This is a genomic window from Gordonia aquimaris, from assembly GCF_026262595.1.
Classification (GTDB): domain Bacteria; phylum Actinomycetota; class Actinomycetes; order Mycobacteriales; family Mycobacteriaceae; genus Gordonia; species Gordonia tangerina.
Genome location: NZ_JAPKFM010000028.1, coordinates 49,487 through 75,839 on the forward strand (window position 1 = coordinate 49,487; position 26,353 = coordinate 75,839).

27 protein-coding genes, 3 tRNA genes, 1 other RNA gene, 1 pseudogene and 1 riboswitch are annotated in these 26,353 nt (G+C 66.3%); of the genes and pseudogenes, 8 read left to right on the plus strand and 24 right to left on the minus strand.

What is annotated here, in order from left to right; all coding sequences use genetic code 11:
• Window positions 1-45: 45 nt before the first annotated feature.
• Window positions 46-654: a TetR/AcrR family transcriptional regulator gene (locus OSB52_RS20830; protein WP_266063386.1), complete on the plus strand. Its 609-nt coding sequence runs from the start codon at window positions 46-48 to the stop codon at window positions 652-654.
• A 72-nt stretch (window positions 655-726) separates the two neighbouring features.
• Here the strand turns inward: OSB52_RS20830 and OSB52_RS20835 are convergent, their stop codons facing one another.
• Window positions 727-2,394 carry an ABC-F family ATP-binding cassette domain-containing protein gene (locus tag OSB52_RS20835; protein WP_266063387.1) on the minus strand — a complete coding sequence of 556 codons (1,668 nt, stop codon included), beginning with the start codon at window positions 2,392-2,394 and terminating at the stop codon, window positions 727-729.
• A gap of 117 nt (window positions 2,395-2,511) precedes the next feature.
• Here OSB52_RS20835 and OSB52_RS20840 point away from each other — a divergent pair, with 117 nt between their 5' ends.
• Window positions 2,512-2,733, plus strand: a complete 222-nt coding sequence (locus OSB52_RS20840) for an amphi-Trp domain-containing protein (protein WP_235724550.1) — start codon at window positions 2,512-2,514, stop codon at window positions 2,731-2,733.
• Between the two features lie 113 nt (window positions 2,734-2,846).
• Here the strand turns inward: OSB52_RS20840 and OSB52_RS20845 are convergent.
• The 3 genes from OSB52_RS20845 to pgm form a co-directional block, all read right to left on the minus strand.
• A tRNA-Ala gene (locus OSB52_RS20845) sits at window positions 2,847-2,919 on the minus strand.
• A 105-nt stretch (window positions 2,920-3,024) separates the two neighbouring features.
• Window positions 3,025-3,774, minus strand: a complete 750-nt coding sequence (locus OSB52_RS20850) for a DsbA family protein (protein WP_266063388.1) — start codon at window positions 3,772-3,774, stop codon at window positions 3,025-3,027.
• A 78-nt stretch (window positions 3,775-3,852) separates the two neighbouring features.
• Window positions 3,853-5,493, minus strand: a complete 1,641-nt coding sequence (pgm, locus tag OSB52_RS20855; protein WP_266063389.1) for a phosphoglucomutase (alpha-D-glucose-1,6-bisphosphate-dependent) — start codon at window positions 5,491-5,493, stop codon at window positions 3,853-3,855.
• Between the two features lie 193 nt (window positions 5,494-5,686).
• On the opposite strand from pgm, the gene OSB52_RS20860 reads away from it, so the two are divergent.
• Window positions 5,687-6,310, plus strand: a complete 624-nt coding sequence (locus OSB52_RS20860) for an alpha/beta hydrolase (RefSeq protein ID WP_235724552.1) — start codon at window positions 5,687-5,689, stop codon at window positions 6,308-6,310.
• A 110-nt stretch (window positions 6,311-6,420) separates the two neighbouring features.
• On the opposite strand, the gene ssrA is transcribed toward OSB52_RS20860, so the two are convergent.
• The 10 genes from ssrA to OSB52_RS20910 all read right to left on the minus strand — a co-directional run bounded on the left by ssrA (window position 6,421) and on the right by OSB52_RS20910 (window position 15,036).
• Window positions 6,421-6,793, minus strand: a transfer-messenger RNA (tmRNA) gene (gene ssrA, locus OSB52_RS20865).
• A 75-nt stretch (window positions 6,794-6,868) separates the two neighbouring features.
• Entirely contained in the window at window positions 6,869-8,278 is a 1,410-nt protein-coding gene (gene gad, locus OSB52_RS20870) for a glutamate decarboxylase (RefSeq protein ID WP_266063390.1), read from the minus strand.
• A gap of 136 nt (window positions 8,279-8,414) precedes the next feature.
• Complete coding sequence (locus OSB52_RS20875; protein WP_266063404.1) at window positions 8,415-9,635, minus strand: glycoside hydrolase family 27 protein; 1,221 nt, start codon at window positions 9,633-9,635, stop codon at window positions 8,415-8,417.
• A 78-nt stretch (window positions 9,636-9,713) separates the two neighbouring features.
• Window positions 9,714-10,187 (minus strand): SsrA-binding protein SmpB, encoded by a 474-nt coding sequence (smpB, locus tag OSB52_RS20880; protein WP_235724554.1) that lies wholly within the window; start codon window positions 10,185-10,187, stop codon window positions 9,714-9,716.
• A 52-nt stretch (window positions 10,188-10,239) separates the two neighbouring features.
• Window positions 10,240-11,148 (minus strand): permease-like cell division protein FtsX, encoded by a 909-nt coding sequence (ftsX, locus tag OSB52_RS20885; RefSeq protein ID WP_235724555.1) that lies wholly within the window; start codon window positions 11,146-11,148, stop codon window positions 10,240-10,242.
• Window positions 11,149-11,237: 89 nt separating this feature from the next.
• On the minus strand, window positions 11,238-11,924 hold the full coding sequence (gene ftsE, locus OSB52_RS20890) for a cell division ATP-binding protein FtsE (protein ID WP_235724556.1): 687 nt from the start codon (window positions 11,922-11,924) through the stop codon (window positions 11,238-11,240).
• 67 nt (window positions 11,925-11,991) lie between these two features.
• On the minus strand, window positions 11,992-12,504 hold the full coding sequence (locus OSB52_RS20895) for an Rv3103c transmembrane domain-containing protein (protein ID WP_235724557.1): 513 nt from the start codon (window positions 12,502-12,504) through the stop codon (window positions 11,992-11,994).
• Window positions 12,497-13,453 carry a mechanosensitive ion channel family protein gene (locus tag OSB52_RS20900; protein ID WP_235724558.1) on the minus strand — a complete coding sequence of 319 codons (957 nt, stop codon included), beginning with the start codon at window positions 13,451-13,453 and terminating at the stop codon, window positions 12,497-12,499. The genes OSB52_RS20895 and OSB52_RS20900 overlap by 8 nt, the downstream gene beginning before the upstream one ends.
• Window position 13,454: 1 nt before the next feature.
• Window positions 13,455-14,570, minus strand: coding sequence for a peptide chain release factor 2 (prfB, locus tag OSB52_RS20905; protein ID WP_235724623.1), 1,116 nt, complete (start codon window positions 14,568-14,570; stop codon window positions 13,455-13,457).
• Between the two features lie 67 nt (window positions 14,571-14,637).
• Entirely contained in the window at window positions 14,638-15,036 is a 399-nt protein-coding gene (locus OSB52_RS20910) for a hypothetical protein (RefSeq protein ID WP_235724559.1), read from the minus strand.
• Window positions 15,037-15,144: 108 nt separating this feature from the next.
• Between OSB52_RS20910 and hisN the strand changes: the two genes are divergently transcribed.
• Together hisN and OSB52_RS20920 are read left to right on the plus strand one after the other, a co-directional pair.
• Window positions 15,145-15,966 carry a histidinol-phosphatase gene (gene hisN / locus OSB52_RS20915; RefSeq protein WP_266063391.1) on the plus strand — a complete coding sequence of 274 codons (822 nt, stop codon included), beginning with the start codon at window positions 15,145-15,147 and terminating at the stop codon, window positions 15,964-15,966.
• Between the two features lie 103 nt (window positions 15,967-16,069).
• Entirely contained in the window at window positions 16,070-16,465 is a 396-nt protein-coding gene (locus OSB52_RS20920) for a VOC family protein (RefSeq protein ID WP_266063392.1), read from the plus strand.
• Between the two features lie 24 nt (window positions 16,466-16,489).
• On the opposite strand, the gene OSB52_RS20925 is transcribed toward OSB52_RS20920, so the two are convergent.
• Both OSB52_RS20925 and OSB52_RS20930 read right to left on the minus strand, forming a co-directional pair.
• Window positions 16,490-17,149, minus strand: coding sequence for an MBL fold metallo-hydrolase (locus OSB52_RS20925; protein WP_235724562.1), 660 nt, complete (start codon window positions 17,147-17,149; stop codon window positions 16,490-16,492).
• A 73-nt stretch (window positions 17,150-17,222) separates the two neighbouring features.
• The gene (locus tag OSB52_RS20930; protein WP_235724563.1) at window positions 17,223-17,591 is read right to left on the minus strand and encodes a DUF2752 domain-containing protein; all 369 of its coding nucleotides are present in this window, start codon (window positions 17,589-17,591) and stop codon (window positions 17,223-17,225) included.
• 272 nt (window positions 17,592-17,863) lie between these two features.
• On the opposite strand from OSB52_RS20930, the gene OSB52_RS20935 reads away from it, so the two are divergent.
• Both OSB52_RS20935 and OSB52_RS20940 read left to right on the plus strand, forming a co-directional pair.
• Window positions 17,864-19,249: an acyl-CoA dehydrogenase family protein gene (locus OSB52_RS20935; protein WP_266063393.1), complete on the plus strand. Its 1,386-nt coding sequence runs from the start codon at window positions 17,864-17,866 to the stop codon at window positions 19,247-19,249.
• 30 nt (window positions 19,250-19,279) lie between these two features.
• Window positions 19,280-20,503, plus strand: coding sequence for an acyl-CoA dehydrogenase family protein (locus OSB52_RS20940; protein WP_235724565.1), 1,224 nt, complete (start codon window positions 19,280-19,282; stop codon window positions 20,501-20,503).
• A gap of 314 nt (window positions 20,504-20,817) precedes the next feature.
• Here OSB52_RS20940 and OSB52_RS20945 read toward each other — a convergent pair whose 3' ends face one another.
• The 5 genes from OSB52_RS20945 to OSB52_RS20965 form a co-directional block, all read right to left on the minus strand.
• Window positions 20,818-21,345, minus strand: a complete 528-nt coding sequence (locus OSB52_RS20945; protein ID WP_235724566.1) for a universal stress protein — start codon at window positions 21,343-21,345, stop codon at window positions 20,818-20,820.
• 27 nt (window positions 21,346-21,372) lie between these two features.
• Entirely contained in the window at window positions 21,373-21,741 is a 369-nt protein-coding gene (gene crcB / locus OSB52_RS20950) for a fluoride efflux transporter CrcB (protein ID WP_266063394.1), read from the minus strand.
• Window positions 21,738-22,253: a fluoride efflux transporter CrcB gene (gene crcB / locus OSB52_RS20955; protein WP_266063395.1), complete on the minus strand. Its 516-nt coding sequence runs from the start codon at window positions 22,251-22,253 to the stop codon at window positions 21,738-21,740. The genes crcB (OSB52_RS20950) and crcB (OSB52_RS20955) overlap by 4 nt, the downstream gene beginning before the upstream one ends.
• A 19-nt stretch (window positions 22,254-22,272) precedes the next feature.
• A riboswitch (Fluoride riboswitch) is annotated at window positions 22,273-22,362 on the minus strand.
• Window positions 22,363-22,468: 106 nt separating this feature from the next.
• Window positions 22,469-24,460, minus strand: a complete 1,992-nt coding sequence (locus tag OSB52_RS20960) for a propionyl-CoA synthetase (protein WP_372512460.1) — start codon at window positions 24,458-24,460, stop codon at window positions 22,469-22,471.
• Window positions 24,461-24,525: 65 nt separating this feature from the next.
• Window positions 24,526-25,137, minus strand: coding sequence for an MSMEG_1061 family FMN-dependent PPOX-type flavoprotein (locus OSB52_RS20965; protein ID WP_266063397.1), 612 nt, complete (start codon window positions 25,135-25,137; stop codon window positions 24,526-24,528).
• 78 nt (window positions 25,138-25,215) lie between these two features.
• On the opposite strand from OSB52_RS20965, the gene OSB52_RS20970 reads away from it, so the two are divergent.
• The gene (locus OSB52_RS20970; RefSeq protein ID WP_266063398.1) at window positions 25,216-25,656 is read left to right on the plus strand and encodes an SRPBCC family protein; all 441 of its coding nucleotides are present in this window, start codon (window positions 25,216-25,218) and stop codon (window positions 25,654-25,656) included.
• Between the two features lie 60 nt (window positions 25,657-25,716).
• On the opposite strand, the gene OSB52_RS20975 is transcribed toward OSB52_RS20970, so the two are convergent.
• From OSB52_RS20975 to OSB52_RS20985, 3 genes and pseudogenes are all read right to left on the minus strand, one after another.
• Window positions 25,717-25,793, minus strand: a tRNA-Met gene (locus tag OSB52_RS20975).
• Between the two features lie 167 nt (window positions 25,794-25,960).
• Window positions 25,961-26,037, minus strand: a tRNA-Met gene (locus OSB52_RS20980).
• A gap of 135 nt (window positions 26,038-26,172) precedes the next feature.
• Window positions 26,173-26,353: pseudogene (locus tag OSB52_RS20985) on the minus strand (mammalian cell entry protein); the annotation flags it as partial.

Below are 26,353 nucleotides of genomic sequence, written 5' to 3' on the forward strand. Positions count from 1 at the left end.
GGTCGCGACCATCACCCGCGTCGGTCTGAGAGAATCGACCGACCGATGACCAGCTCCCGCCGCACCAGACGTCTCAGCGCCACCGACTGGGTGGACGCTGCGTTGGCACTGGTCACCTCCGACGGTGCGCATGCGGTCACCATCGCCCGTCTGTGCACGACGCTGAAGGTCACGAAGGGCAGCTTCTACTGGCACTTCGACGACCTCGACGCACTGCGAGAGGCCATGGCGGTGCGCTGGCAGACAATGAACCGTCAACGCGTCGCCGACCTCGAAGCCTTGTCCGAGCTGCCGCCCGACGAGCGTCTCGCCGCGCTGTCGACGATGCTGGTCGGCGACGACCATCTGACGGTGGAGCGCGCCATCCGGAGTTGGGCGCGCAGCAACGACGAGGTCGCGCACACGGTTCGCAGCATCGACGAGGAAATCTTCGCCGCGGTCGATGCCACCCTGCGCGAACTCCAGCTGAGCCCGCGCCGAGCCCGCGTGTTGGCCGGGCTGCTGGTGTACGCCGGAATCGGCTACATCCACGGCCACGAGGGGCTCCCGCGCATTTCTGCGCAGGACGTGCAGCACACACTTCCCGGGCTGTTGTCGTTCACCGCCGGGCAGCCACCGACCGAGAGAGACCCGGACGGCTCGCCGGATCACTGAGGCAACAATGCCGAGTTCCCCGCACAACTCGTGGTCCCGCACAGCGCGCATCCGTCGGCGGACGCAGCCGGCTCAGCGCTCGGTGACAACGCCTCCAGCGACATGCCACACGCGATTCGTACGCACTGTGGAGAGCATGCGCCGATCGTGGGTGACCAACAGCAGCGCCCCGTCGTACGACTCGAGCGCGGACTCCAACTGTTCGATTGCCGGGAGGTCGAGGTGGTTGGTGGGCTCGTCGAGCACCAGGACATTGGTGCCGCGGGCCTGAAGCAACGCCAGCGCCGCCCGGGTGCGCTCCCCCGGCGACAGATCGTCCACGCTCCGCCCGACATGGTCGGCTCGCAGTCCGAACTTCGCCAGCAGCGTTCGGACCTCGGCCGAGGTGTACTCCGGCACGAGCTCGCCGAATCGATCGACGAGCGGTGCGGCGCCGGCGAATCGGCCCCGCGCCTGGTCGATCTCGCCGATCGCGACATTGGTGCCGAGCTGCGCGGTGCCCACGTCGGGGCCGATCACGCCGAGCAGCAGTCTCAGCAGGGTCGATTTGCCCGCGCCGTTGGGTCCCGTGATTCCGATGCGGTCGCCGGCATCGACCTGCAACGACACTGGCCCGAGCGTGAAATCGCCGTGTCTGACGACCGCATTGTTCAGCGTCGCCACCACTGAACTCGATCGGGGTGCGGCCCCGATCGTGAACTCGAGAACCCATTCCTTACGCGGCTCGACTACCTCCTCGAGACGTGCGATCCGACTCTCCATCTGCCGGACCTTCTGTGCCTGCTTCTCACTCGACTCGGTCGCCGCGCGGCGTCGGATCTTGTCGTTGTCGGGCGCCTTGCGTATCGCGTTCCGGGTGCCCTGGGAGGACCACTCACGTTGGGTCCTCGCGCGCGCCACCAGGTCCGCCTTCTTCTCTGCGTACTCCTCGTACTCCTCGCGCCGATGCCGCCGTGCGACCTCACGCTCTTCCAGGTAGCTCTCGTATCCGCCGCCGTAGACGGTGTTGGTGTGCTGTGCCAGATCGAGTTCGACGACCCGGGTCACGCTGCGCGCCAAGAATTCCCGATCGTGACTGACCAGCACCACCCCACCCCGCATGCCGCCGACCAGGTCCTCCAGCCTCGCGAGCCCGTCGAGATCGAGATCGTTGGTCGGTTCGTCGAGCAGGACGATGTCGAACCGTGAGCACAGCAGCGCGGCCAAGCCGACCCGCGCGGCCTGGCCACCCGACAGGACGTCCATCAGGACTGCGCCTGGTTCGACGGCGTCGACGTCGAGGCCCAGATCGGCCAGTACGCCGGGCAACCGGTCGTCGAGATCGGCGGCGCCGGTCGCGAGCCAGTGATCGAGTGCGGCGGCGTAGACGTCGGCTGGATCGTCGGGTCCGGATGATGCTGCCGGATCGTCGGCGAGCGCAGCCGCCGCGACGTCCATCGCCGCGGTGGCCGCGGCGCACCCGGTTCGGCGCGCGACGTACTGCGCGACGGTCTCCCCCGGGACGCGCTCATGCTCTTGCGGCAACCAGCCGACGAAGGCGTCGGCCGGTGATCTCGTCACCGAACCCGCGAGGGGCGCCAGGTCGCCGGCCAGCACCCGTAGCAGCGTCGACTTGCCGGCGCCGTTGGCGCCGACGACCCCCACCACGTCACCCGGCGCGACCGTGAGATCGAGGTGGTCGAACAGTACGCGGTGGGCGTAGCCGCCGGAGAGATCCTTGGCGACGAGAGTGGCGGTCATGGGCACCATCGTCGCACTCGTCGTCGAACATCGAGACCCCGACGGGATCGGCTGCGAACGACTGAACAGTCGGTGAACCCCCTTGCCCTTGCCGTCCCGCTCGACTCGGATGGATGCATGAGCGACGAGTTGTTCGAACACGAGACCACGACCGAGATGACGCGCGAAGAAGCCGCACAACGTCTGCGCGACCTCGCCGATGCGATTTCGCGCCACAACGAGGTGTCCTACGTCGAGAACAACAAGACCGTGCGGGTCGACATCCCGCCGATGGTGCGGTTGACGGTCGAGATCGAGCGTGGCGACGAGTCCGAGATCGAAATCGAGATCTCTTGGTAGGTGTGACTGGCTGACCAACTCCGATCTGGTCACCGTCGGCGGCGCGGGTCGGGCACATAGGCCAAGACAGGGAGAAGCCCGCTTCGACGATGAAGCGGGCTTCTCCCTGTTTGTGGAGCTAAGGGGACTCGAACCCCTGACCCCCACACTGCCAGTGTGGTGCGCTACCAGCTGCGCCATAGCCCCGTCTTCTGTTGTTCACCCCGTTTCAAGGGCAAAGGCGAAATTACACCATCGCTCCGACTCCGACCAAATCGCCTGGACGGCTACCTGGGACCGGAGTCACCCACCTCAGCCCTGCTCGTTCAGCAGCTGGTCCAGCCAGCCCGTGCCGTCCATGATGCCGTTCACCGGCTCGCCGCCGGACAGCACCGTCGGCGTGGCCACCTGCCCGCCGGTGGCCTTCCCGAGCTGGTTCCGCGACTGTTCGGAGGCCTCCGTCGCCTCGGTCACCCTGGCGCCGTCCGCGACACACTGCTGGGTCTGTGGTGAGGCACCCTGCGCGCCCGCCAGCCGAGCCATGTCCGCGTTGCTGAGGTCGCTGTCCCCGCCTTCTTCCGGTTGATTGGTGAACAGCGCAGTGTGGAATTTCTCGAAGACTTCTTTGTCCTCTCCGGTGCCTACGCATTGGGCGGCCCCGGCGGCCCGCGTCGAGTAGTCGCCGGATGCCGACCTGTCGTCGAGGAAGGTGAGCATGTGGTATCGAACCCGCAGCGACCCGTTGTTGATCGCCTCGGTGATGGCGGTGCCCGACTGCTCCTCGAACTCCTGACAGACCGGGCACATGAAGTCCTCGAACACGTCGATCGTCTGCGGAGCCGAGGGCTCGCCGATGATCAGTGCGGCGTTCTCGCTGAGCACCGCCTCGTCGACGCCGCCGCCGTCGTCTTGACTGTTGTTCCACACCAAACCGCCGACGATGAGGGCCACGATGATCGCCACCGCCACCCCACCGAGGATGTACGTGGTGCGGCTCGACGTCGCGCTCGGCTGGTACTTCGAGTTCGCCGTCGAGGATTTCGGTTTGCGCTTGTCGCTCACCATGCCGACTCTAATGCGGCAGCGATAAGAGCTGTCTGAGTTGGTTCGAGGACTGCGTTGAGCACGCGGCGGTGACCCTTAAACCAGTACCGAGTCGACCAGTTCCTGGGCTTGCGCCTGCACCGTCGCGAGGTGATCGGCGCCCTTGAACGACTCTGCGTAGATCTTGTAGACGTCCTCGGTCCCCGACGGTCGGGCGGCGAACCACGCGTTCTCCGTGGTCACCTTGAGTCCCCCGATCGGCGCCCCGTTCCCCGGCGCCTCGGTGAGGACGGCCGTGATCGGTTCGCCGGCAAGTTCGGTCGCGCTGACCTGATCGGCCGACAGCTTCCCGAGAAGTGCCTTCTGTGCCCGTGAGGCCGGCGCGTCGACGCGGGCGTAGGCGCTTTCGCCGTAGCGGTCGGCCAGTTCCCGATAGCGCTGCGACGGTGTCTTGCCGGTCGTCGCGAGCATCTCCGATGCCAACAGCGCCAGGATGATCCCGTCTTTGTCGGTCGACCACGGCTTGCCGTCGAAGGTGAGAAACGACGCGCCCGCGCTCTCCTCTCCACCGAACGCGATGCTGCCGTCGAGCAGCCCGTCGACGAACCACTTGAAGCCGACCGGGACCTCGAGCAGTTTGCGGTCGATCCCGGCGACGACCCGATCGATCAACGATGAGCTGACCAGGGTCTTGCCCACCGCCGCCTGTGCACCCCAACCCGGGCGGTGCGTGAACAGGTAGTCGATCGCCACCGCCAGGTAGTGATTCGGATTCATCAAGCCGCCATCGGGGGTCACGATGCCGTGACGGTCGGAGTCGGCGTCGTTACCGGTGGCGATGTCGTAGCGCTCGCGCGCCGAGATCAGCGACGCCATCGCGTTCGGCGAGGAGCAGTCCATTCTGATCTTGCCGTCGGTGTCCAGCGTCATGAACCGGAACGTCGGATCGACCGTCGGGTTCACCACGGTCAGGTTCGTCAGGTTGTACCGGAACCCGATCTCGGCCCAGTAGCCGACCGACGCACCACCCAATGGATCGGCCCCGATGTGGATACCGGTATCGCGGATGGCCGACATGTCGACCACCTCCTGAAGATGATCGACATAGGTTGCGGTGTAAGGATATTCGTGGATGAATTCACTGCTGCGGGCGCGTTCGAACGGAATCCGGTTGACGCCGGAGAGGTTGTCGGCGAGCAGTTCGTTGGCCCGGCGCGCCACCACCGAGGTGATACTCGTGTCGGCCGGCCCACCGCTGGGTGGGTTGTATTTGAACCCACCGTCGCGCGGCGGGTTGTGCGACGGGGTGACGACGATGCCATCGGCAAGCACACCGGGGTTGGCCTGGTTGAACCGGAGGATGGCGAAACTCACTGCCGGGGTGGGCGTGAACTTCTCGTTCTCGGCGATGTAAACGGTGACCTCGTTGGCGGTGAGTACCTCGAGTGCGCTGCGCCACGCCGGAATCGAAAGCGCATGGGTGTCGAAGCCGATGAACAACGGCCCGGTGATCCCCGCCGACCGACGGTACTCCACGATCGCCTGCGTGGTGGCCAGGATGTGGGCTTCGTTGAACGCCCCGTCGAGGCTGGACCCACGATGACCCGAGGTGCCGAACACCACCTGCTGCATCGGATCGTCGGGGTCGGGCACCCGGTCGTAGTAGGCCCGCTCGACCGCGGCGACGTCGATCAGGTCCTCGGGGAGCGCCGGTGTTCCTGCTCTCGGATGTGCCATGCCGCAATTCTGCCATCGGAACCGATCCGAACGTCGGCATCGTACGAATGATTACTGTGGGCACCGACTCAGCAGGCCCGCCCCCGAGCCCGGACACAGGAGGATCGTCTGGCATGCACGTCGTCGAGGCACGCACCGTCGCACAGGTGCGCCCACCGGCCACCCGGTCGTCCGCCAGAGCCGGCAGCTCGTCGTGCTGAAACGTGATCCGGCGACGTCAGGTTCGGACCGCACCGAGCTGGTGGTCCTGGTGTTGCCGGGCGGAACGGACCGCAGCTACCGGCCGTTCAGCCCACGCCAGCCGTCAGCGCTGCGGATGTACCCGTTCACGTGGTCGATCCGGGCGCGCTTTCGCAACCGGGTACGTGTGCACCAGGTGCGCTACCGCTTCTACGGATGGAACGGCGCACAGAACTGTCCGGTCCACGACGCCCGCAAGGCACTCGACGATCTGACGCGCGAGCATCCGGGCGTACCGGTGGTCCTCGTCGGCCACTCGATGGGCGGACGGGTGGGTGCGCACCTCGCGGCCGACAGCCGAGTCGTCGGACTGCTCGCACTGGCACCGTGGTGGCAGCATGCCGATTGGCGTCACATCCGCGACGGCGTCCGGGTGGTCGCGGTACACGGCACCGATGACACTCGGACCTTCGCGCGCCGGACCGAGCGAGGTGTGCACGAACTCGACGAACGCGGGGTGGACGCCACCTTCGTCCCCGTGCCCGACGGCAAGCACGCGATGCTCGATCACATCGGACTCTGGCAGAACGCCGCCCTCGATTTCGTCGGCACCGTCCTGCGCGCACATCACCCGTAGCCCGCGCTCCCAAACGCCACCAGCACGGCGGTCACGAAAGGCCCTAGACGCGCCTACAAACAAAACCAAGAAAAGCACGAAACCCCCGACCAGGCGGTCGGGGGTCTCGTCGGTGGAGCTGCCGGGAATTGAACCCGGGTCCTCCGTCGCTTCGGTAGGGCTTCTCCGTGTGCAGTTCGCTATGCCTCTACTTGAATCTCCCGGTCACGCGAACAAGCCGAGATGACGATCCCAGTCGCTGTTTGATGTCCCGCTGCCGTCCGCGACCGACGACAGCGGTGAGCTCCCTGAGATGATGCCGGCATCCGGGTGCGGGAGCAGACCCGGGCCGACAGACTAGCCTCGCTGATCAGGCAGCGAGTGCGTAGTCGCGCTGATTCTTATCGGCGCTTAATTGGTTGCTACGACGCTTAACGGTGGTCTCTAGCCTGCACCGACACGCTTCCCCTACCTCGACGCACGCAGTCGAAACCGATCAGCCCCGAGGTAGCACCCGCCGAATTTCGACGAGCACTTCAGTCTAACAACGGCTGCCGACGGTTTCATCCCGGTATCGCCTCAGTGGTGGAAGTGCGACCCCGTGCCCTCCCGCGGCATCGGCGACTCCAGGTTGTCGAGGAAGGCGATCTCGCTCTCGATGTCCCGCAACAGCGCGGCACCGAGATCACGACTCAAACCCGCCCGCACCACGATGCGCTGCAACGTCATGTCGGCGAGGTCATCGGCCATCGGGTAGGCCGGCACCAGCCACCCCTTCATCCGCAATCGGTCCGACAGATCGTAGAGCGTCCACTTGTCGGTATAACCGGGCTTGAGCTTCCACGCGAACACCGGGATGGTGTCACCCTTGCTGACGAGGTCGAACGGCCCCATGTCGCCGATTGCCGCGGACAGATACTGCGCGACGTCGAGCGACTCCTGCTGCACCTGCCGATATCCCTCACGACCCAACCGCAGAAAGTTGTAGTACTGCAACAACACCTGCGCACCGGGCCGCGAGAAGTTCAGCGCGAGCGTTGGCATGTCGCCGCCGAGATAGCTGCAGTGGAACACCATGCTCTCCGGCAACGCCGCGGCATCGCGCCACACGATCCAGCCCAGCCCCGGATACACGAGACCGTATTTGTGGCCGGAGGTGTTGATCGACACCACCCGCGGCACGCGGAAGTCCCACTCCAGATCGGGCTGGCAGAACGGCGCGATCATGGCGCCGGATGCACCGTCGACGTGGATCTTGATGTCCAGGCCCGTCGACGCCTGGATCTCGTCGAGTTTCGCCGAGATCTCTTTCACCGGCTCATACAACCCGTTGTAGGTCACCCCGACGATTGCTACCACGCCGATTGTGTAATCATCCACGTACTTCTCGAGTTCGTGGCCGTCGAAGACGAAATGCTCCTCGCTCACCGGCACCCACCGCGGCTCCACCTCGAAGTAGTTGAGGAACTTCTCCCAGCACACCTGAACGGCGGTCGACAGCACCAGATTCGGTTTCTCGATCGACTTGCCCTCGGCTTTGCGGCGCGTCTGCCAATGCCGCTTGAGCGCCAGGCCACCCAGCATCGCCGCCTCCGACGACCCGATCGTCGACGTCCCGATCGAGTTCTCCACGTCTGGCACATTCCACAGATCGGCGATGATCCGCCAACACCGATCCTCGATCGCGGCGGTCTGCGGATACTCGTCCTTGTCGATCATGTTCTTGTCGTAGGTCTCGGCGTAGAGTCGACGCGCCTCGTCGTCCATCCAGGTCGACACGAAGGTCGCGAGGTTCAGCCGCGCGTTGCCGTCGAGCATGGCCTCGTCGTGCACGATCTGGTATGCCGTCTCGGGCAGACTCATCTGGTCGGGAATCGTGAACTTCGGCAGCTCGGTGGATTCACCGGGGCGGACGAACACCGGGTTGAGGGTGAGGTTCGCGCCGATATTGGTCGTGTGCCGGGCATTGGTGTGTTTGCGGTCGGTCATCGTCAGCTCCTGAGGGTGGCGAAATCGATGAGTCTGCGTGTGTCGACGCGGGTCCACAGTGCCCTGACCTCGCGGCCACATCGGATCATATCGAGAACGCCGCGCCCACCGGCTGTTTCGGACAACCGGCGAGGCGTCACGCGATCTGCAGCAGCACGGTGTCGTTGACCGCGACGTCGACGGTGAGTTCCCCGTTGGCCGCCTGGTATCGCCGACCGGTCCACGCATCGACGGCGCTGACGGTGGCGTCGCCGACCAGACCGAGACTTCCCAGTGAGACCGACATGGCGCGCGGATGATCGGCCCGGTTGGTCAACGACACGACGAGCCCCTTGTCACCGATGGCGCGGGCCCAGATCTCCGCGTCGTCGTCGACCGGCGCGCCGGCGCTGACCCGATCGTCTTGATCGATCACGATGACCGCGCGGTTGCCCAGCAGGTCGAGCGTCTGCGTCGACATCCGCGTGAGATCGTTACCGGCGATGAGCGGCGCCGCCATCATCGCCCACATCGACATCTGCGTACGCTGCTGGGCCAGGGTGAGGCCGGGGTTGCCGTCCACGCCCACGACGAGCATGTCGGGATCGTTGAACGCCGACGGCCCGACCCGGGACGCGAGCGGCGCCACGGCGTCGACGATGTCGATCACGCCCTGCGCGCCGGAATCGTCGGCGTTGGTCGACCACACAGGGGTGATGTCGTTGGTGACGCGGGTCATGGTCGCGACGCCACCCCAATCGAATTCGGCTCCCGGAACCGATTCCGCGACGCCACTGTTGGGGTTGATGCTGTACACCATGGGTCGCCCGGTGTCGCGGATCGCGTCGCGCATCGCGGTGAACGCCGACACCTGGTCGTCATGGTCGGCATTGCTCGAGCACCAGTCGTATTTCAGATAGTCGACCTGCCAGTCGGCGAAGGTCTGGGCGTCGCGGCCCTCGTGGCCGCGACTACCGGTGGCACCCGGGTAGGTACCCAGGAATTGGGTGCAGGTCTTGTCGTCGGCGCCGGCGTACAACCCGAACTTCAGCCCGCGGTCGTGCAGATACTGTCCGAGTGCCGCCATCCCGGAGGGAAATCGACGCGGATCGGCCTGCAGCGACCCGTCGTCGGCGCGCTCAGGCGCGGCCCAGCAGTCGTCGACGACGACGTAGCGATACCCGGCGTCACGTAGCCCGGTCACCACCAGCGCGTCGGCCTGCTCGCGGACGATCTGTTCGGTGATATTGCAGCCGAAGGTGTTCCAACTGTTCCACCCCATCGGCGGGGTCACCGGCACACCGTCGATGGCGACTCCGTCACCGCCGATGCGGCCCTCCGGATCGGGGGTGCAGGCGAGGAGACCGAGCATCGCCATCACTACCACCAGCGCGAGTACGACGATGTGTCGACGACGTGGCGACAGGGCCTCGGGCTCCGGATCTCGGGGCACCTTTCACATCCCTTTGACGCGCCGACCGATCTCGCGCTCTACCTCACGCTGCGCCGTCCGGCGCGCGATGTCGTGGCGCTTGTCGTGGGCCTGCTTGCCGCGGGCGAGTGCCAGTTCCACCTTGACCTTGCCGTCGTTGAAGTACATCGACAGCGGCACCAACGTGAGATTGCCGTCGCGGATCTTGCCGATCAGGTTGTCGATCTCACGGCGGTGCAACAGCAGTTTCCGGTTGCGACGCGGAGCGTGGTTGGTCCACGACCCGCTGCCGTATTCGGGGATGTGCACGGCGCGCAGCCAGATCTCGCCGTCGTCGACGGTCGCGAAGGCATCGGCAAGCGATGCCTTGCCACCGCGCAGACTCTTGACCTCGGTCCCCAACAACGCGATACCCGCCTCGTAGGTGTCAAGGATGGTGTAGTTGTGACGCGCCTTGCGGTTGGTCGCGATCACGTTGCGACCCTTCTCCTTCGCCATTCCTGCACCTCCTCCTCGTCCCTATCTCTCCTGCCGATCTCGCCGGCCCCGATCATTCGCGCACATAAACCCGCAGTGTCACATACGAGGTGACACCCGACAGCAGGATTCCGGCCAGGATCAGCCACGGCGACACGAACAGCACGTCGGAGATCCCGATGCGGGCCAGGATGTTCACACCGTACAGATCGCGTAGGGCGTTGTCGAAGAAGAAAACCTTGGCCGCGAACAACCCACCGATCGCGAGGAACGCACCCACCAGCGCGGCGACCACCGCCTCGAGCAGGAACGGCAACTGCGTGTACCAGCGGGTGGCACCGACCAGGCGCATGATCGACACCTCGGTGCGGCGGGTGAACGCCGCGATCTGCACGGTGTTCACGATCAACAGGATCGCCGCCACCGCCAAGACCAGGGCGACCGCGAACGCGGCGTTCCGGGTTCCGTCGAGCACGCTGAAGATGCGCTGCACCAGCTCGCGTTGGTCGAGTGCACCGTCGACACCGAGATCCTTGCGGTCCTTGTACTTGTCGAGCACCGCGCCGAACTGGGCCGGGTCGGACATCCGTACCTTGAGCGACGCAGGGATGGTGCCCTCGCGGATGTTGTTGGCAATGTCGGGATTGTCCTTGAAGGTCTGTTTGGCTGCCTCGAACGCCTCCTCACGGTCGATGAAGGTGACCGACCCGACGCCCGGCTCGTTCTCGATGTCGGTACGTAGCTCCGCACACGGCGACTCCTGGCAGTTCGGGTCGGCGTCGGAGACGGCGTCGTTGACGAAGAACTGCATCTCGACTCGGTCCAGGAAGATCTGCTGACTTTTGTCGGCCATCTGGATGACCAGCAGGCCACCGCCGAACATGCCCAGGGTGATCGCCGTGGTGAGGATCATGGCGATGGTCATGGTGACGTTGCGTCGGAAACCGTTCAGGACCTCGCTGATGATGAAGTTCGCTCGCATGGGTCTGTGCGCAGTCCTTACCGAAGTCGATGGTGCGAGAGTCGAGGTGCGGGCATTGCCGCGCACGGGGCCGGGCGTGGCAGCGGCGGTCAGCCGATGCCGTACACCCCTTGCGGATCGTTGCGGACCAGGTGGCCGTTGTCGAACTCGAGCACCCGTCGGCGCATGGCGTCGACGATATGCCGGTCGTGGGTCGCCATGATCACCGTCGTGCCACGCCGGTTCACCCGGTCGAGGACGTCGACGATCTCCTCACTGGTCTCCGGATCGAGGTTTCCGGTCGGTTCGTCGGCGAGCAGCAGCAACGGCCGATTGACGATGGCCCGCGCGATCGCGACACGCTGCATCTCACCGCCGGACAGCTCGTTGGGCATGCGGTCGGCTTTGCCGGACAGTCCGACGTAGTCGAGGACCTCTGGGACGATGCGCCGAGTCGTCGACGGTGACTTGCCGATCACCTCCAATGCGAACGCGACATTGTCGGCCACCGACTTCTGTTGCAGCAGTCGGAAGTCCTGGAAGACGCAGCCGATTGATTGTCGCAGCTTGGGCACCATCCGCCCCTTGAGCGTGTTGACGTGGAAATCTCCCACGTACACCTCGCCCGAGGTGGGCTTGTCCTCTTTCAGGAGCAACCGGAAGAAGGTCGACTTTCCCGAACCCGACGGACCGATCAAAAAGGCGAACTCCCCCTTGTCGACCTCGAGGGTGAGGTCGGTCAAGGCGGGCCGACTGGACGCCTTGTACTTCATCGTGACGTTCTCCAGCTTGATCACGAGAAGCCAGTGTAGCCACGGCCGCTGAGTTCTCCGCTCAGGTTCGGCGCGGCCAGGTCGCGGCTGGTCAGCGCTGCGGAACTGTAGTGGTCTCCGGCGTGCGGCCGAAATTCGGGATCACCACACCGGGTAGTCCCGGCACGGTGCTGCGCGTCTGGGTCCCCGTATCGCCGGTGCCCGAGCCCGGTTCGGGCTCTGTGTCACCATCGGGGCCGTCCACCGAGTCGGTTGTCGTGGTGGTGGTGGTGGTGAGCGAGGTACTCGACGGGGTCGAGGACCAGCTCGGCTCAGGGGTGACGGTGGTGGACACCGACGTGCGGGCCGGTGCAGCGGGCGGCTGGACCACCCCGTAGCGCTGCGAGGTGTAGCCGTACAGGATGCTCGAGCCGAGGAACGCGATCAGCAGAACCGCGGTGCTCGTTCGCAGGCGGGTCTTGTAGACGTGTCCCCAGTCCCGGAAGCGTTCCGGGATGATGGGGCGGGGCTCGTCGGCGCCATCTCGCTTGCCTCCCGGATCGGTCCCCGCACCGTCGCGCGTCGCGGGCTCTTTCTCGGATTCGTCGTCGGGCCGATCAGCCATTGCGATCACGCCCCTTGCCGGCCTCGTCGGCCATCGTCGCGGGCGGTCCGCCGCCGGCCTGGACACCCACGGGTGCGACGGTGATGCCCTCGCTTGCTAGCGCGCGCACGATGTCAATGCGCAACGCCCGGCTGACGTCGAACTGTTTGCCGGGTAGCGTGCGGGCGACCATCCGGACCGTGATCGAGTCGAGTTCGAGGTCGATGACGCCGAGCGGTGACGGCGAGTCGAGCAGGAGATCGTGCCAGCGTGGTTGCTCGTAGAATGCATCTCCGACGCGGTCGAGGACCTCGTTGACCATCGCGATGTCCGCGTCGGCCGGCACGGGCACGTCGACCACGGCGCGCGCCCAATCCTTGGACAGGTTGGTGGCCTTGACGATCTGCCCGTTGGGCACCGTGATGACCTCACCCTCGGAGGTACGCAGTTTGGTGACGCGCAGCGTGACATCCTCGACCGTGCCCTCGGCCTGACCGTTGGCCGACACGGTGAGAACCACCACGTCGCCGTACCCGTACTGCTTCTCGGCGACGACGAAGAATCCGGCGAGGATGTCCTGCACGATGCGCTGCGCACCGAAGCCCAGCGCCGCACCGAGCACGGCACCCGGTCCCGCCAGGCCGGTGATGGGTACCCCGAAGATCACCATGATGCGCACGATCACGATGATCGCGACGATCACGATGAGCGTCCACGCCACCACATCCACCAGTGCGCGCCGATGTTTGGCGTCCTCGGTCTGGACGATGAGGTCACTGGAGTCAAATTGGGTCTTGAGCCGGGCGGCATAGCCGTCGGCACCCCACCGGATGCACCGGATGACGAGCAGTCCACCGAGAATCCAGATGAGGATCTCCAGACCGTCGGTGGCTGCCCAGACATAGAAGCGCCCGAGCACCGCTTCGGTTGCGCCGGGAGCGAATGCCAACGGCGTCACAACGGCCGCCATGTCAGGCGTCGGCAGCAGCCATACGCCAGCGGATACCGGCTTCGATGAACTTGTCGATCTCCCCGTCGAGGATGGCGGTGGGGTTGTTGTCCTCCACGTTGGTGCGCAGGTCCTTCACCATCTGATACGGGTGCAACACGTACGAACGCATCTGATTCCCCCAGCTCGAGCCACCGTCGCCCTTGAGCGCATCGAGTTCTGCGCGCTCCTCCTGGCGCTTACGTTCGAGAAGTTTGGCCTGCAGCACGCGCATGGCCGACGCCTTGTTCTGCAGCTGACTCTTCTCGTTCTGACAGGTTACGACGATGCCGGTGGGTATGTGGGTCAGCCGGACCGCGGAGTCGGTGGTGTTGACAGACTGACCACCGGGGCCCGAGGAGCGATACACGTCGACCTTCACGTCGTTCTCGTCGACGTCGATGTGGTCGGTCGTCTCGACCACGGGGAGCACCTCGACCTCGGCGAATGACGTCTGCCGGCGGCCCTGGTTGTCGAACGGGCTGATGCGCACCAGCCGGTGGGTGCCCTGCTCGACCGAGAGCGTGCCATACATGTACGGCGCCTTCACCGTGAAGGTGGCGCTCTTGATGCCGGCTTCTTCGGCGTAGGAGGTGTCGTAGACCTCCACTCCGTAGTTGTGCTTCTCGGCCCAGCGGATGTACATCCGCATCAGCATCTGCGCCCAGTCCGCCGCGTCGACGCCACCGGCACCAGATCGGATGTTGACCAACGCGTCACGTTGGTCGTACTCGCCGGCCAGCATTGTCTTGACCTCCATGGCCTCGACGTCGGCCTTCAGTGACGCCCGCTCGGCGTCCGCATCGGCCAGCGCGGCGGTCTGGTCGTCACCCTCCTCGGCCTCCGCCAGCTCGTAGTGCACCGGCAGGTCGTCGAGCCGCTGACGCAACTCGGTGACCCGTCGATACTCCGTTTGGGCGTGCGAGAGCTCGCTGGTCACCCGCTGCGCGTGGTCCTGGTCGTTCCACAGGTCTGGATCGGAGGCCTGCATCTCCAGCTCGTCGATCCGACGGCGCAGCTCGTCGAGGTCGAGCACCTTCTCGACCGTGGTCAAGATGGTGCCGATGGATTCGAGGTCTGCGGTTACGTCGGGATGCACGGTCATCAAGACTACCGTCGCGAAACCCGGCCGGGCTGCCCCCCGCCCTCGATCTGTCCCGAACCGCTCAGGCGTTCGGCATCGGACCCGGGTCCTGCGCCGGATCGGCGGGGGGCAGTTCGCCGAACCGCCACGACGAGGTCGCCTTGCCGGGCTTGTACACCACTGGTAGGTCCGCACCGATCTGCGGCCACGGATCCGCGTCACCGAGCACCAGCGTCCCGTAGACCTCGGCGGGCTCGGTCTGCGGACCTACGATCGTGCCGGACACGGTGCAGAACCGCTCTCCTTTGGCGTCCCCTTGGTCCGGACGCTCACTCACGCCGGTCACCGTGAAGGTGCCCTGCACGAACTGCGCCGCGCGCGCACCCGACAGCCCTTGCGGGCTGCGGCCACGCTGCCACTGCACAACGAGCGCCACCAGAACGGCCGCGATGACCACCGTGAAACCGACCGCAAGCAACATGTGCGTCAGCCTACCGGGCGGCGTCGGGCAAATCGGACGTTCACCGGGTCCGCAGATGAGTGGTCCACGGCTGGGTGGTCGGCAGCCGGGTGGCGCTACCCTACCGGCATGCCACACGACAGCGCTGCCACCGGCCACGAGCTCCCCGACGATCTCGAGCTCGCGTTGTCGTTGGCCGATTCGGCGGATGCGTTGACCATGCAACGCTTCGGGGCCGTGGACCTGCGAGTGGACGATAAACCCGATCTGACGCCGGTTTCCGACGCCGACCTGGCGTGCGAGACGATGGTGCGGCAACGCCTCGCTGCGCGTCGCGCCGACGACGCGGTCCTCGGCGAGGAGTTCGGCGGCGACGCGGTACTGCGCGGTCGGCAGTGGGTGGTGGACCCCATCGACGGCACCAAGAACTTCGTCCGCGGCGTGCCGGTGTGGGCCACCCTCATCGCGCTGCTCATCGACGGCCGACCCCGGGTCGGGGTGGTCTCGGCTCCCGCGCTGCGACGACGTTGGTGGGCTGCGGAAGGGCTGGGCGCGTTCACGGTGTTCGACGGGCAAGAGTTCCCGCGTCGGCTGTCGGTGTCGGCGGTCTCGGAACTGTCGTCGGCGAGCCTGGCGTTCTCGAGCCTGTCCGGGTGGGCCGAGCGAGGGATACGCGGTGAGTTCATCGCACTCACCGACCGCGTCTGGCGGGTTCGCGGGTACGGCGACTTCTACAACTACTGCCTGGTCGCCGAGGGCGCCGTCGACGTCGCGGCCGAACCCGAGGTCTCGCTGTGGGACCTCGCCGCACTCGACATCATCGTGCGGGAGGCGGGTGGACGCTTCACCTCACTCGAGGGCGCCGACGGCCCGTCCGGGGGCAGCGCCGTGGCCACCAACGGCCCGTTGCACGGCGCCGTAGTGGAAGCGCTGCGGCCGACGACCCGATAGCGCATATGGGTGATCCTGTCCGTTCGGGGAGTTCTGCGCGCCGCACTCGCGGCCTAACGTCGGGAGAGATGCACAGAGCAGCGCAACACAAAGGAGTGGCGCCATGGCTTTTCCCGCACTCGCGCATGTGGCGGTCACAGTGACCGACCTCGCGAACAGCACCCGGTGGTACGCGTCGCTGTTCGGCGCAGACCCCGTACTCGACGAAGACGAGGAGTCTGGCGACTTCCACCACACGGTGTTCGCCCTCGACGGCGGCATGCTCTTCGGGCTGCACACGCACACATCGGCGGATCCGGATGGTGCATTCGACGAACGCCGCCCCGGCCTCGACCATGTCGCGTTCACCGTGACGGCAGACGATCTCGAGACCTGGACACGGCGGCTCGACGAGCTCGGGATCGCCCACAGCGGCATCAAGCACGCGCACTACGGATCGGGGATCTCGTTCCGCGACCCCGACAACATCGCCCTCGAGTTCTTCGCACCGCCGAGCTGAGATCCGGGGGGCGGAGCAACCGAATCAGAGTTCGGTTGCCGACTCCTCGTCGAGGACGACGAAGTCGGTGGAAGCCGCCTTCATGTCCGCGAGCCGGCCGTAGTGCACGCCCGAACCGGCGTCGGACAGGATGGCCTGGTGGATAGGAACCGCGACCCGCGGGGCCATGGCACGCAGGTAGTCGACTGATTCGCTGAGTTTCATCCACGGCGCCGCGGACGGCAGGGCGAGGACGTCGATCTTCTCGAACGGGATGTAGAACGAGTCGCCGGGATGCATGAAGCGGCCGGTCATCGACTTGGTGTCGAGTACGTAGGCGACGTTGTCGACCACCGGGATCTCCGGATGGATCACTGCGTGCCGACCGCCGGTGAACCGCGCTGTTACCGGGCCGACCTGAGTGTGCGAACCGGCGTTGGCGATGGTCCACGGACCGGCGACGTTGTCCTCGTTGAGCTGGGTGGCCGTCTGCGGATCGGCGAAGCGCACCGCCTGCGGGTTGGCCGCGATCAGGTCGGGCAGCCGGTTGACGTCGCAATGATCGGGGTGTTGGTGGGTGATGAAGACGGCGTCGAGGTCGGTGAGTCCCTCGAAGCCGTGGGAGAAGTTGCCCGGGTCGAAGAGGATCTTGGTGTCGTCGATCTCCACCAGGACGCACGAATGACCGAAGTGTGTGATCTGCATGCATCCCACTCTGCTCTCCTGCGCAGCCGACGTCACGTCACCGCGGCGGGTCGGTGTCACACCACGAGCAGAGTCACACCACGAGAGGGAAGAGACCCCAACCGAATCCGGCATCGAGTATTCGCACAAGTCCATAGCCCAGCCACACCACGAGCACCGACATCGCAATCCGGCCGGTCAGTACGTGCTGCACCCGCCGCAGAGCACCACCGCCGGTGAGTGCCGTCCACAGCGCGATGGCGGTGACGATCACCGCCACTGCCATGGACAGCGGCCCGAACCAGTTGAACCCGATCGCTCCGACGACGTCTCCGTGTCCGAGGGCCACCCAGCTGCGGGTCAGCCCGCAGCCCGGACACGGCAGACCGGTCAGATGCGCGAAGGGACACACTCCCGGACCGCTCGACAGAGTCGTCGGCGACACCGCGACGGCTGCCCCCATCGCCGCGACCCCGACCGCCGCAACCGCGACGGCGGTCCCCCGACCCCCGCCGGCCTCAGTTCGTCCCCCGGGTATCGCTTCGTCCCCCTGCGGCAGTGGGGGCGCGAAACGATACCCGAGGGACGAACAGCCGGGGCGAACAGTCACCCGACCAGAGTAGTGCGTGACAAGTTACTTACCGAGGAGTAAGGTCTGTACTTACTATCGAGTAAGATAGGGGCCGACGCCACACCCGGCACGACCCCGACCGCCCGAGAACAGGCTGGTGAACCATGACCTCACAAACCGAAGCGCGGCATACCGAACCCCGCGATACGTCCGCCGTCGGAAAGAACCCGCATCCACGCAATTTCATCGGCACCGCAATGCGCGTGCTGACGACGGTCACCGGGTCGGAGTTCGCCGAGAAGTACAAGATCCGCGAGCCCCTCAACCGTATCGCCTACCAGGGCACCAAGACCGGCTTCCAGACGCTGGGCGCGGCCAACCGCGCGTTCCAGGCGGCGCAGGGCGGTTCGGGTCAGGCCAAGCGGCTGACCACCTCGCCGAAGGGGTACTTCAACCTCACCCCCGACGACGAGCAGCAGATGATCGCCGAGACCGTTCGGGAGTTCGCCACCGAGATCCTGCGACCGGCCGCGTACGACGCCGACAACGCAGCCGCGGCGCCCGAGGACATCCTCAAGCGTTCGGCAGAGCTCGGCATCACCATGATCAACGTGCCCGAGGAGTTCGAGGGCGCCGCCTCCGAGCGCGGCGTGGTCACCAACGCACTGGTGTCCGAGGCGATGGCCTACGGCGACATGGGGCTGGCACTGCCGCTGCTCGCGCCGAGCGGTGTGGCCACCACACTGACGAATTTCGGCACCGACGAGCAGCAGCGCACCTACCTGCCCGACTTCGCCGGTGAGGACGTACCGCAGTCGTCGGTCGTGATCGCCGAACCGAAGCCGTTGTTCGACGCCTTCGATTTGGGCACCAAGGCCACCCGCGTACCCAGCGGGTACCGCCTCAACGGCGTCAAGTCATTCGTCCCGGCGGCCGGCTCATCGGAACTGTTCATCGTGGGTGCACAGCTCGGCGGTCGTCCGGCGCTGTTCATCGTCGAGTCCGGCACCAAGGGCCTGATCGTCGAAGCCGACCCGGGAATGGGTGTGCGTGCGGCCGGCATGGGTCGACTGCTGTTGCAGGATGTGGCCGTCCCCGAGTCCGCGCTGCTGGGTGGGGCCGACGGTGAGGCCGCGTTCTCGGCCTACCGCGATGTGGTGCGGCTGTCGCGTCTGGGCTGGTCGGCGCTGGCCGCCGGCACCGCGAAGGCAGTACTCGACTACGTGATCCCCTACGTGAACGAGCGCGAGGCATTCGGCGAGCCGATCTCCAACCGGCAGGCCGTCGCCTTCATGGTCGCCAACATCGCCACCGAGGTCGATTCGATCCGTCTGGTCACCCTGCGTGGCGCCGCCCGCGCCGAGCAGGGCCTGTCGTTCGCCCGCGAGGCGGCACTGGCCCGCAAGCTGACGATCGACAAGGGTCTGCAGATCGGACTCGACGGCGTCCAGCTCCTGGGCGGTCACGGCTTCACCAAGGAGCACCCGGTGGAACGCTGGTACCGCGACCTGCGGGGCGCCGGCATCGGCGAGGGCATCGTCGTCCTGTAAGGGCGCGACGGATTCGGTGAGGAAACCACTATGAGCATCAACCTCGAACTCCCCAAGAAACTGAACGCGACGATCGATCAGGCCCATCAGGCCGCGGCGGAGATCTTCCGTCCGATCTCGCGGAAATACGATCTGCGCGAGCACGATTACCCGGTCGAGCTCGACACCTTGGCCAGCCTCTACGACGGCCTTGCCGAGGCAGGCCAGGCAGGCGCAGGCGCCGACGGCGGACGCAGCCAGCAGAAGTCGGACAAGCCCCGCCCCGAGGGTGCGGTGGTCAACGGCGGCAACATGCAGTCGGTCATCAACACGATGGAGACATCGTGGGGCGATGTCGGCCTGATGCTGACCATCCCGTATCAGGGCCTGGGCAACGCCGCGATCGCCGCCGTGGCCACAGATGAACAGCTCAAGAGCTTCGGCAAGGTGTGGGCCGCCATGGCCATCACCGAGCCGAGCTTCGGTTCCGACTCCGCAGCCGTGTCGACCACGGCCACCCTCGACGGCGACGAGTACGTACTCAACGGAGAGAAGATCTTCGTCACCGCCGGATCCCGCGCCACCCACATCGTGGTGTGGGCCTCGGTCGACAAGAGCCTCGGACGTGCAGCCATCAAGAGCTTCGTCGTACCGCGCGAGCACCCGGGCGTCGAGGTGGTGCGCCTCGAACACAAACTCGGTATCCGAGTCTCGGATACCGCGGTGATCCGGTTCGAGAACTGCCGCATCCCCAAGGACAACCTGCTCGGCTCACCGGAGGTCGACACCAAGAAGGGCTTCGGCGGTGTCATGCAGACCTTCGACAACACGCGGCCGATGGTCGCGGGTATGGCGGTCGGCGTCGCGCGTGCGGCCCTCGAGGAGCTGCGTCGCATCCTGGAGGAGGCCGGCGTGCAGATTGACTACGACCGCCCTGCCGCCGATCAGCACGCCGCCGCTGCCGAGTTCATTCGGATGGAGTCGGATTTCGAGGCCGCATACCTGCACACGATGCGGGCTGCCTGGATGGCCGACAACAAAGAACCGAATTCGCTCGAGGCATCGATGTCCAAGGCCAAGGCCGGGCGCACCGGCACCGACATCACCAACAAAGTGGTGGAACTGACCGGCACACTGGGCTATTCGGAGCGGCTGCTGGTGGAGAAGTGGGCTCGCGACTCGAAGATCCTCGACATCTTCGAGGGCACCCAGCAGATCCAGCAGCTCATCATCGCCCGTCGCGTGCTCAACAAGAGCAGCGCCGAGCTGAAGTAACGACGAACGTCCCGGGCCGCCCTCCGGTGGTCGAGTAGCCTTCCCTCCGGCAGTTGAGGCCCCCTCACTCCGCCGGTCGAGGCCCCCCTCCGCCGGTCGAAGCCCCTCACTCAGCTGGTCGAGGCCCCCTCCCTCGGCTGGTCGAGGCCCCCTCGCTCGGCCGGTGGAGGCCCCCTGCGCTGGTCGAGGCCCCCTCCGCCGATCGAGGACCATCAAACCGCTGGTCGAGTAGTCCTCGAGCCGCTAGGCGAGAGGGCGTATCGAGACCACCTGCGCCACAACTGGTCCGAGCGCGCCACCTGCTCGCTCGTTCGTCACGATTCGACGTCGGCGGGCACCACCAACAGCGGCGTCTTCCGGTTACCGATCAGCTGCTGCGACACCGACTGCCCCACCAGGGAATCCAGATATGACAGCAATCCGCCTCGTGGGCTCCCGACGACGACCATCAGCGCGCTGTAGCGATCGGCAACGGTGGCCAGCAGCTGCGCCGGGTCGCCGTGACCACTGTGGTAGGTCCACGACGCTGCGAGACCGTCGAGCAAATCCTTGGCCTCGGCGGCGTCGGACATCAACGTCGCCCGCAGCTGATCACCCCAGTCCGGGGCGTCCGGATCGATTGGTGTGTCGTCGATGTCGACCACATGCACCACATGGACATGTGCATCGAGCCTACGGGCCAGATCCACCGCATAGCGCACGGCAGCCGTGCTGGTCGGCGACCGGTCCCACCCGATCACCAGACTCGCCTGCGCGGGACGCCTCGCGGCGGGCCCTCGGATTCGTCTGCGCAGTGGCGCATCCCCGGGCCGCAGTCCGTAGTCGACGTCATCGTCGCTCATCGCCATCCCTCTCACTCGCCGCGGTGATCACACCGCCGACGCCAGTACCAGACCCGCGGCGCATGCCACCGCGCTGCCCACGACCGAGGCCAGGGCGTTGGCGGCGGCCGACAGCGACCGCCGTTTCTCCGCCAGCCGAACGGTTTCGAAGCTCGCCGTGCTGAAAGTCGTGAATCCACCACAGAATCCGGTACCGACCACCGCTTGCACATCCGAATCGAGGGTGCCGAACATGACGGCGCCGGCGATCAGCCCCAGCAGGAACGAGCCGCTGACGTTGATCGCCAGGGTCGCCCACGGAAAGGTCGTCGCCCGCCGGCTCTTGACCGCGCCGTCGAGGACGAATCGCGCACCCGCGCCCAGCGCCCCGGCGGCCATCACGGCCAGGACGATCACGACACCTCCCCTGTCTGTCGATGCAGTGCCGCTCCGGCCACCGCGATTCCCGCCCAGGCGCACACGATGCCGGCGACGACGCTCGCCAGTCCGTATCCCATCGCCAGTGGAACCGCTCCGCGATGCGACAGCAGCGACATCTCCAATGCGAAGCTGCTGTAGGTGGTGAAGGAGCCACAGAACCCCGTGCCCAGCAGCAGCCGCCACCGGCGACGCCAACCGGCGTCCTCACCGGACCGCGCCAGCCCCTCGAGGAGGGCCCCGAGCGCGAACGCCCCGATCAGGTTGACCGCGAACGTCCCCCATGGCCATCCGGTGTCGTGGTGGAGCAACAGGTCTTCGACCCAGTAGCGCAATCCCGTTCCGCAGGCACCGCCGAGCAGAACCCAGAGAATCGCCGTCGGCCGCAGATGCAGCGGTCGAACGGTGTCCGGATCTGTTGGTAACTCGGCGTGCGTGTCGGCCGGCAGTTCGTTGGGTGAAGTGTCACCCGAGATGTGATCAGAACCCATGCATCAGCCCCATCCGTCTGTCGGACCAGGAACTATCAGCCGGCGGCGGCGGTTCGGGCCCGTCGTCCACGACGATCGGGTCCGGGCGAGATCCATCACCCGACCGACACCCTACCGTCCACCGCCAGTCATCCGCCCGATCGACCCAACTGGTTCTGACCGACGTCGCACAGGTACCGAGAACGCTGCTGTCGTCTCGCGCCCTGAATCGCGGCTCAGCCGCCGAGTTGCTTGGCGAGATCGGCCAAGACGTCGGGGTCCTCGATCGTCGACGGCACGGTGTACTCCTCGTGGTCGGCGATCTGACGCATCGTCTTGCGCAGGATCTTGCCCGAGCGGGTCTTCGGCAGGGCGGGCACCACGGTCACGTCCCGGAAGGTTGCGACGGCCCCGATCTCGTTGCGCACCATGGCGACCAGCTCGCTGCGTAGGGTGTCGGATTCGATCTCGACGCCGGCCTTGAGTACGACATATCCGCTGGGCCGTTGCCCCTTGAGGTCGTCGTGGATGCCGATGACGGCGCATTCGGCCACGGCCGGATGCGAGGCGACGACCGCTTCGATGCTGCCGGTCGACAATCGGTGTCCGGCAACGTTGATGACGTCGTCGGAGCGACCGAGGACAAAGACGTAGCCATCGGCGTCGACGTACCCGGAATCACCGGTGAGGTAGTACCCGTCGAACGCGGCGAGATAAGACTTGTGGAATCGTTCCTCGTCGTGCCACAGGCCGGCCAGGGTTCCCGGCGGTAGCGGTAGTTCGATGACGATGTTGCCTTCCGCCCCGGGCCCCAGCTTCGTCCCACCGGCGTCGACGATGCCGACCCGATAACCGGGCACGGGCACCGTCGGCGATCCGGCCTTGATCGGCATCGGCTCCAGGCCACGCAGGTTCGCGGCGATCGCCCACCCGGTTTCGGTCTGCCACCAGTGGTCGACCACCGGGACCCCGAGGGTCGCGGTGGCCCACTCGAAGGTGTCCGGGTCCAGACGCTCCCCGGCAGCGAACAGCGTCCGCAGCGTGGAGGTGTCGTACTTGGCGAGTTCGGCGGCGTCCGGATCGGCCTTGCGGATGGCCCGGATCGCAGTGGGCGCGGTGAACAGTGCGGCGACCTGGTGGTCGGCGATGACCCGCCAGAATGCGCCGGCGTCCGGGGTGCCGACCGGCTTGCCCTCGTACATCACGGTCGTCGCACCGACCAGCAGCGGCCCGTACACGATGTAGGAGTGCCCGACCACCCAGCCCACATCGGATGCGGTCCACCACACGTCGCCGGCACCGATGTCGTAGATGTTGCGCATCGACCAGGTCAGCGCGACCGCGTGGCCCCCGTTGTCGCGGACCACGCCCTTCGGTCTTCCGGTGGTGCCCGACGTGTACAGGATGTAGAGCGGGTCGGTCGCCGCCACCGTTGTCGGGCCCGTCGGTTCGGCATCGGCCATCTGGGCGTCCCAGTCCAGCCAGCCGTCGTGGTCGGCCGCGCTGCCCGCGACCTCCTCGCGGTCCTTGACGATCACCGTCGCCGGTGGCGAGGCGCAGAGTTCGAGGGCCTTGGCCACCATCGGTAGGTACTCGACCGTGCGTCCGGGTTCCAGGCCGCCCGACGCCGTCACGATGGCGACGGGTTCGGCGTCGTCGATGCGTGCTGCCAGCTCGGGTGCGGCGAATCCGCCGAACACCACCGAATGCACCGCACCCACGCGCGCGCAGGCGAGCATCGCAATGGCCGCCTCGGGGATCATCGGCAGATAGATCACCACGCGATTGCCCGCCGCGACGCCGCTGGCCGCGAGCACTCCGGCAAACCGCGACACCTCGTCGAGGAGCTCGGCATAGGTATAGGTACGCACCGTCCCCACCATCGCCGAGTCCCAGATCATCGCGGTGCGGTCGCCGTGCCCGGCCGCGACATGCCGGTCGAGCGCGTTGTAGGAGGTGTTGAGGGTGGCATCGGGATACCACCGGTAGAACGGTGCGTCCGAGTCGTCGAGGGCGCGGGTCGGTGGGTTCACCCACTCGACTGCCTGTGCGGCGTCGAGCCAGAAGCCGTCCTGATCGTCGCGTGCCCGCGCGAACGCGTCGCTGTAATGCCCCATCGCCGTCGCATCCCTCTCCGAGTTGTCGGCCGCCGTAACCGTGCCGTGGTCGACTACGACCCTATCGATGTGGTCGTTGCCACGACGTTGGATTGCTGAGTGGGCGCCCAACGGTCGCAGTGGTGCGGCGGAAGGCAGCGGTCAGTTCAGTACCGATCGACTCAATAGCGGTCGACTCAGTACAACCACTTGCGGAACTCGGGTTCCGCGTACGCCTTCTCGAGTTCGTCCTCGTCGAGGTCGGGCATCAACGCCTTGGTGATCTTGGCCGTACTCGGCAACGCATCAGGCTCCCACGTGTCCGGACGCCACAGGTTGGACCGGAGAAACGCCTTGGCGCAGTGGAAGAACACTTCCTCGACGTCGACCTCCAGCGCCAGCAGCGGCCGTACCCCCTGCACCGCCAACGCATCGAAATAGTCACCGTCGTCGACGATGCGGGCGGTCCCGTTGATCCGCAGCGTGTCCCCTCGACCGGGGATCAGCGCGACCAGACCGACGTGCGGATTCTGCAGGACGTTCAGATAGCCGTCGACGCGGCGGTTTCCGGGCCGCTCCGGTATTGCGACGCGTCCCTGGTCGAGAATGTGCACGACTTTCCCGGCCGGGTCTCCCTTCGGAGACACATCCATCCGGCCGGATGCATCGGAGGTGGCCAGGAAGACCATCGGACATGCCGCCAACCACTCGACGTGTACCGGGTGCAGGGCGGCGCGGACCTTGTCGATGACCTTCTGATGCGGTTGGCCGACGATGTCGCGCAACTGCTGCTCGGTGGTTATCTGCACTCCACCATCGTCGCACCCGTGGACTGTCATGATGAGCACGGGCGGGGCTTCGGGCAGGTATCGATTGGCAGGTGTGCAATGGTCGACGTCAGCACCGAGATCACCATCGGTCGCCCGGTTGCCGAGGTCGCGGCCTACGCGCGGGACCCGACCAACGCGACCCACTGGTACGCCAATATCGAATCGTCGCGGCTGCTCACCCCTCCCCCGTTGGCGGTCGGGTCGAGAATCTCCTTCGTCGCGCACTTCCTCGGTCGCCGGCTCGAATACACCTACGAGGTGGTGGAGATGGTCGGCGACCACAGGTTCGTGATGCGCACCGCCGACGGTCCGTTCGCGATGGAGACCACCTACAGCTGGGAGCCGCTGGCGACCGACGCCACCCGGATGACTCTGCGCAATCGCGGGCAGCCAACCGGCTTCGGCGCCGCGGTCGCATTGCTGATGGGTCCGGCGATCCGATGGGCCAACAGGAAGGATCTGCGCCGCATCAAAGCGGTGCTCGAGGACACCCACTGACGCGGGGGTGCCGGTACGAAGAAGAACCCCGCCCGGCGTTGCCGGACGGGGTTCTTCTGGTGGTAGCGGGGACAGGATTTGAACCTGCGACCTCTGGGTTATGAGCCCAGCGAGCTACCGAGCTGCTCCACCCCGCGTTGCGGACACCACTGTACACATTCACCGCCGCAGTCGAAAATCGTCTCCCTCGACTGCCACCGGAGGGTTCTCTGCGGCCGGCGGTTCGCTCACGATTGCGGCCCACGGCCCGCCCTGCGACATGAAACAAGCCCCGCCCGGGTGGTCCCGGGCGGGGCTTGCGTGGTGGTAGCGGGGACAGGATTTGAACCTGCGACCTCTGGGTTATGAGCCCAGCGAGCTACCGAGCTGCTCCACCCCGCGTTGGTGAACACCACGTTACACACAGGTTTGCGGCCGGTGCAAATCACCCCTCCCCGGCTACGGACAGAGCCCCAACCATCCGCGAATACCTCTGTGACGCAAGACACTTTGCGCATCGGGCACCACCGCGGGGCATCACTTCGACCGGACCCCGAGCAACGCCGCCAGCTGTCGCGCCAACGGGTTCAGATTCAACTTGTCCGGATCCTTCTTCGGAATGTCATCCCACGGCTGCGCGAACTCCGGATTGGCATACACCGCCCGCTCCGCACTACGCACACCCGTCGGATTACCCACCGGCACCGTGCACTTGGCA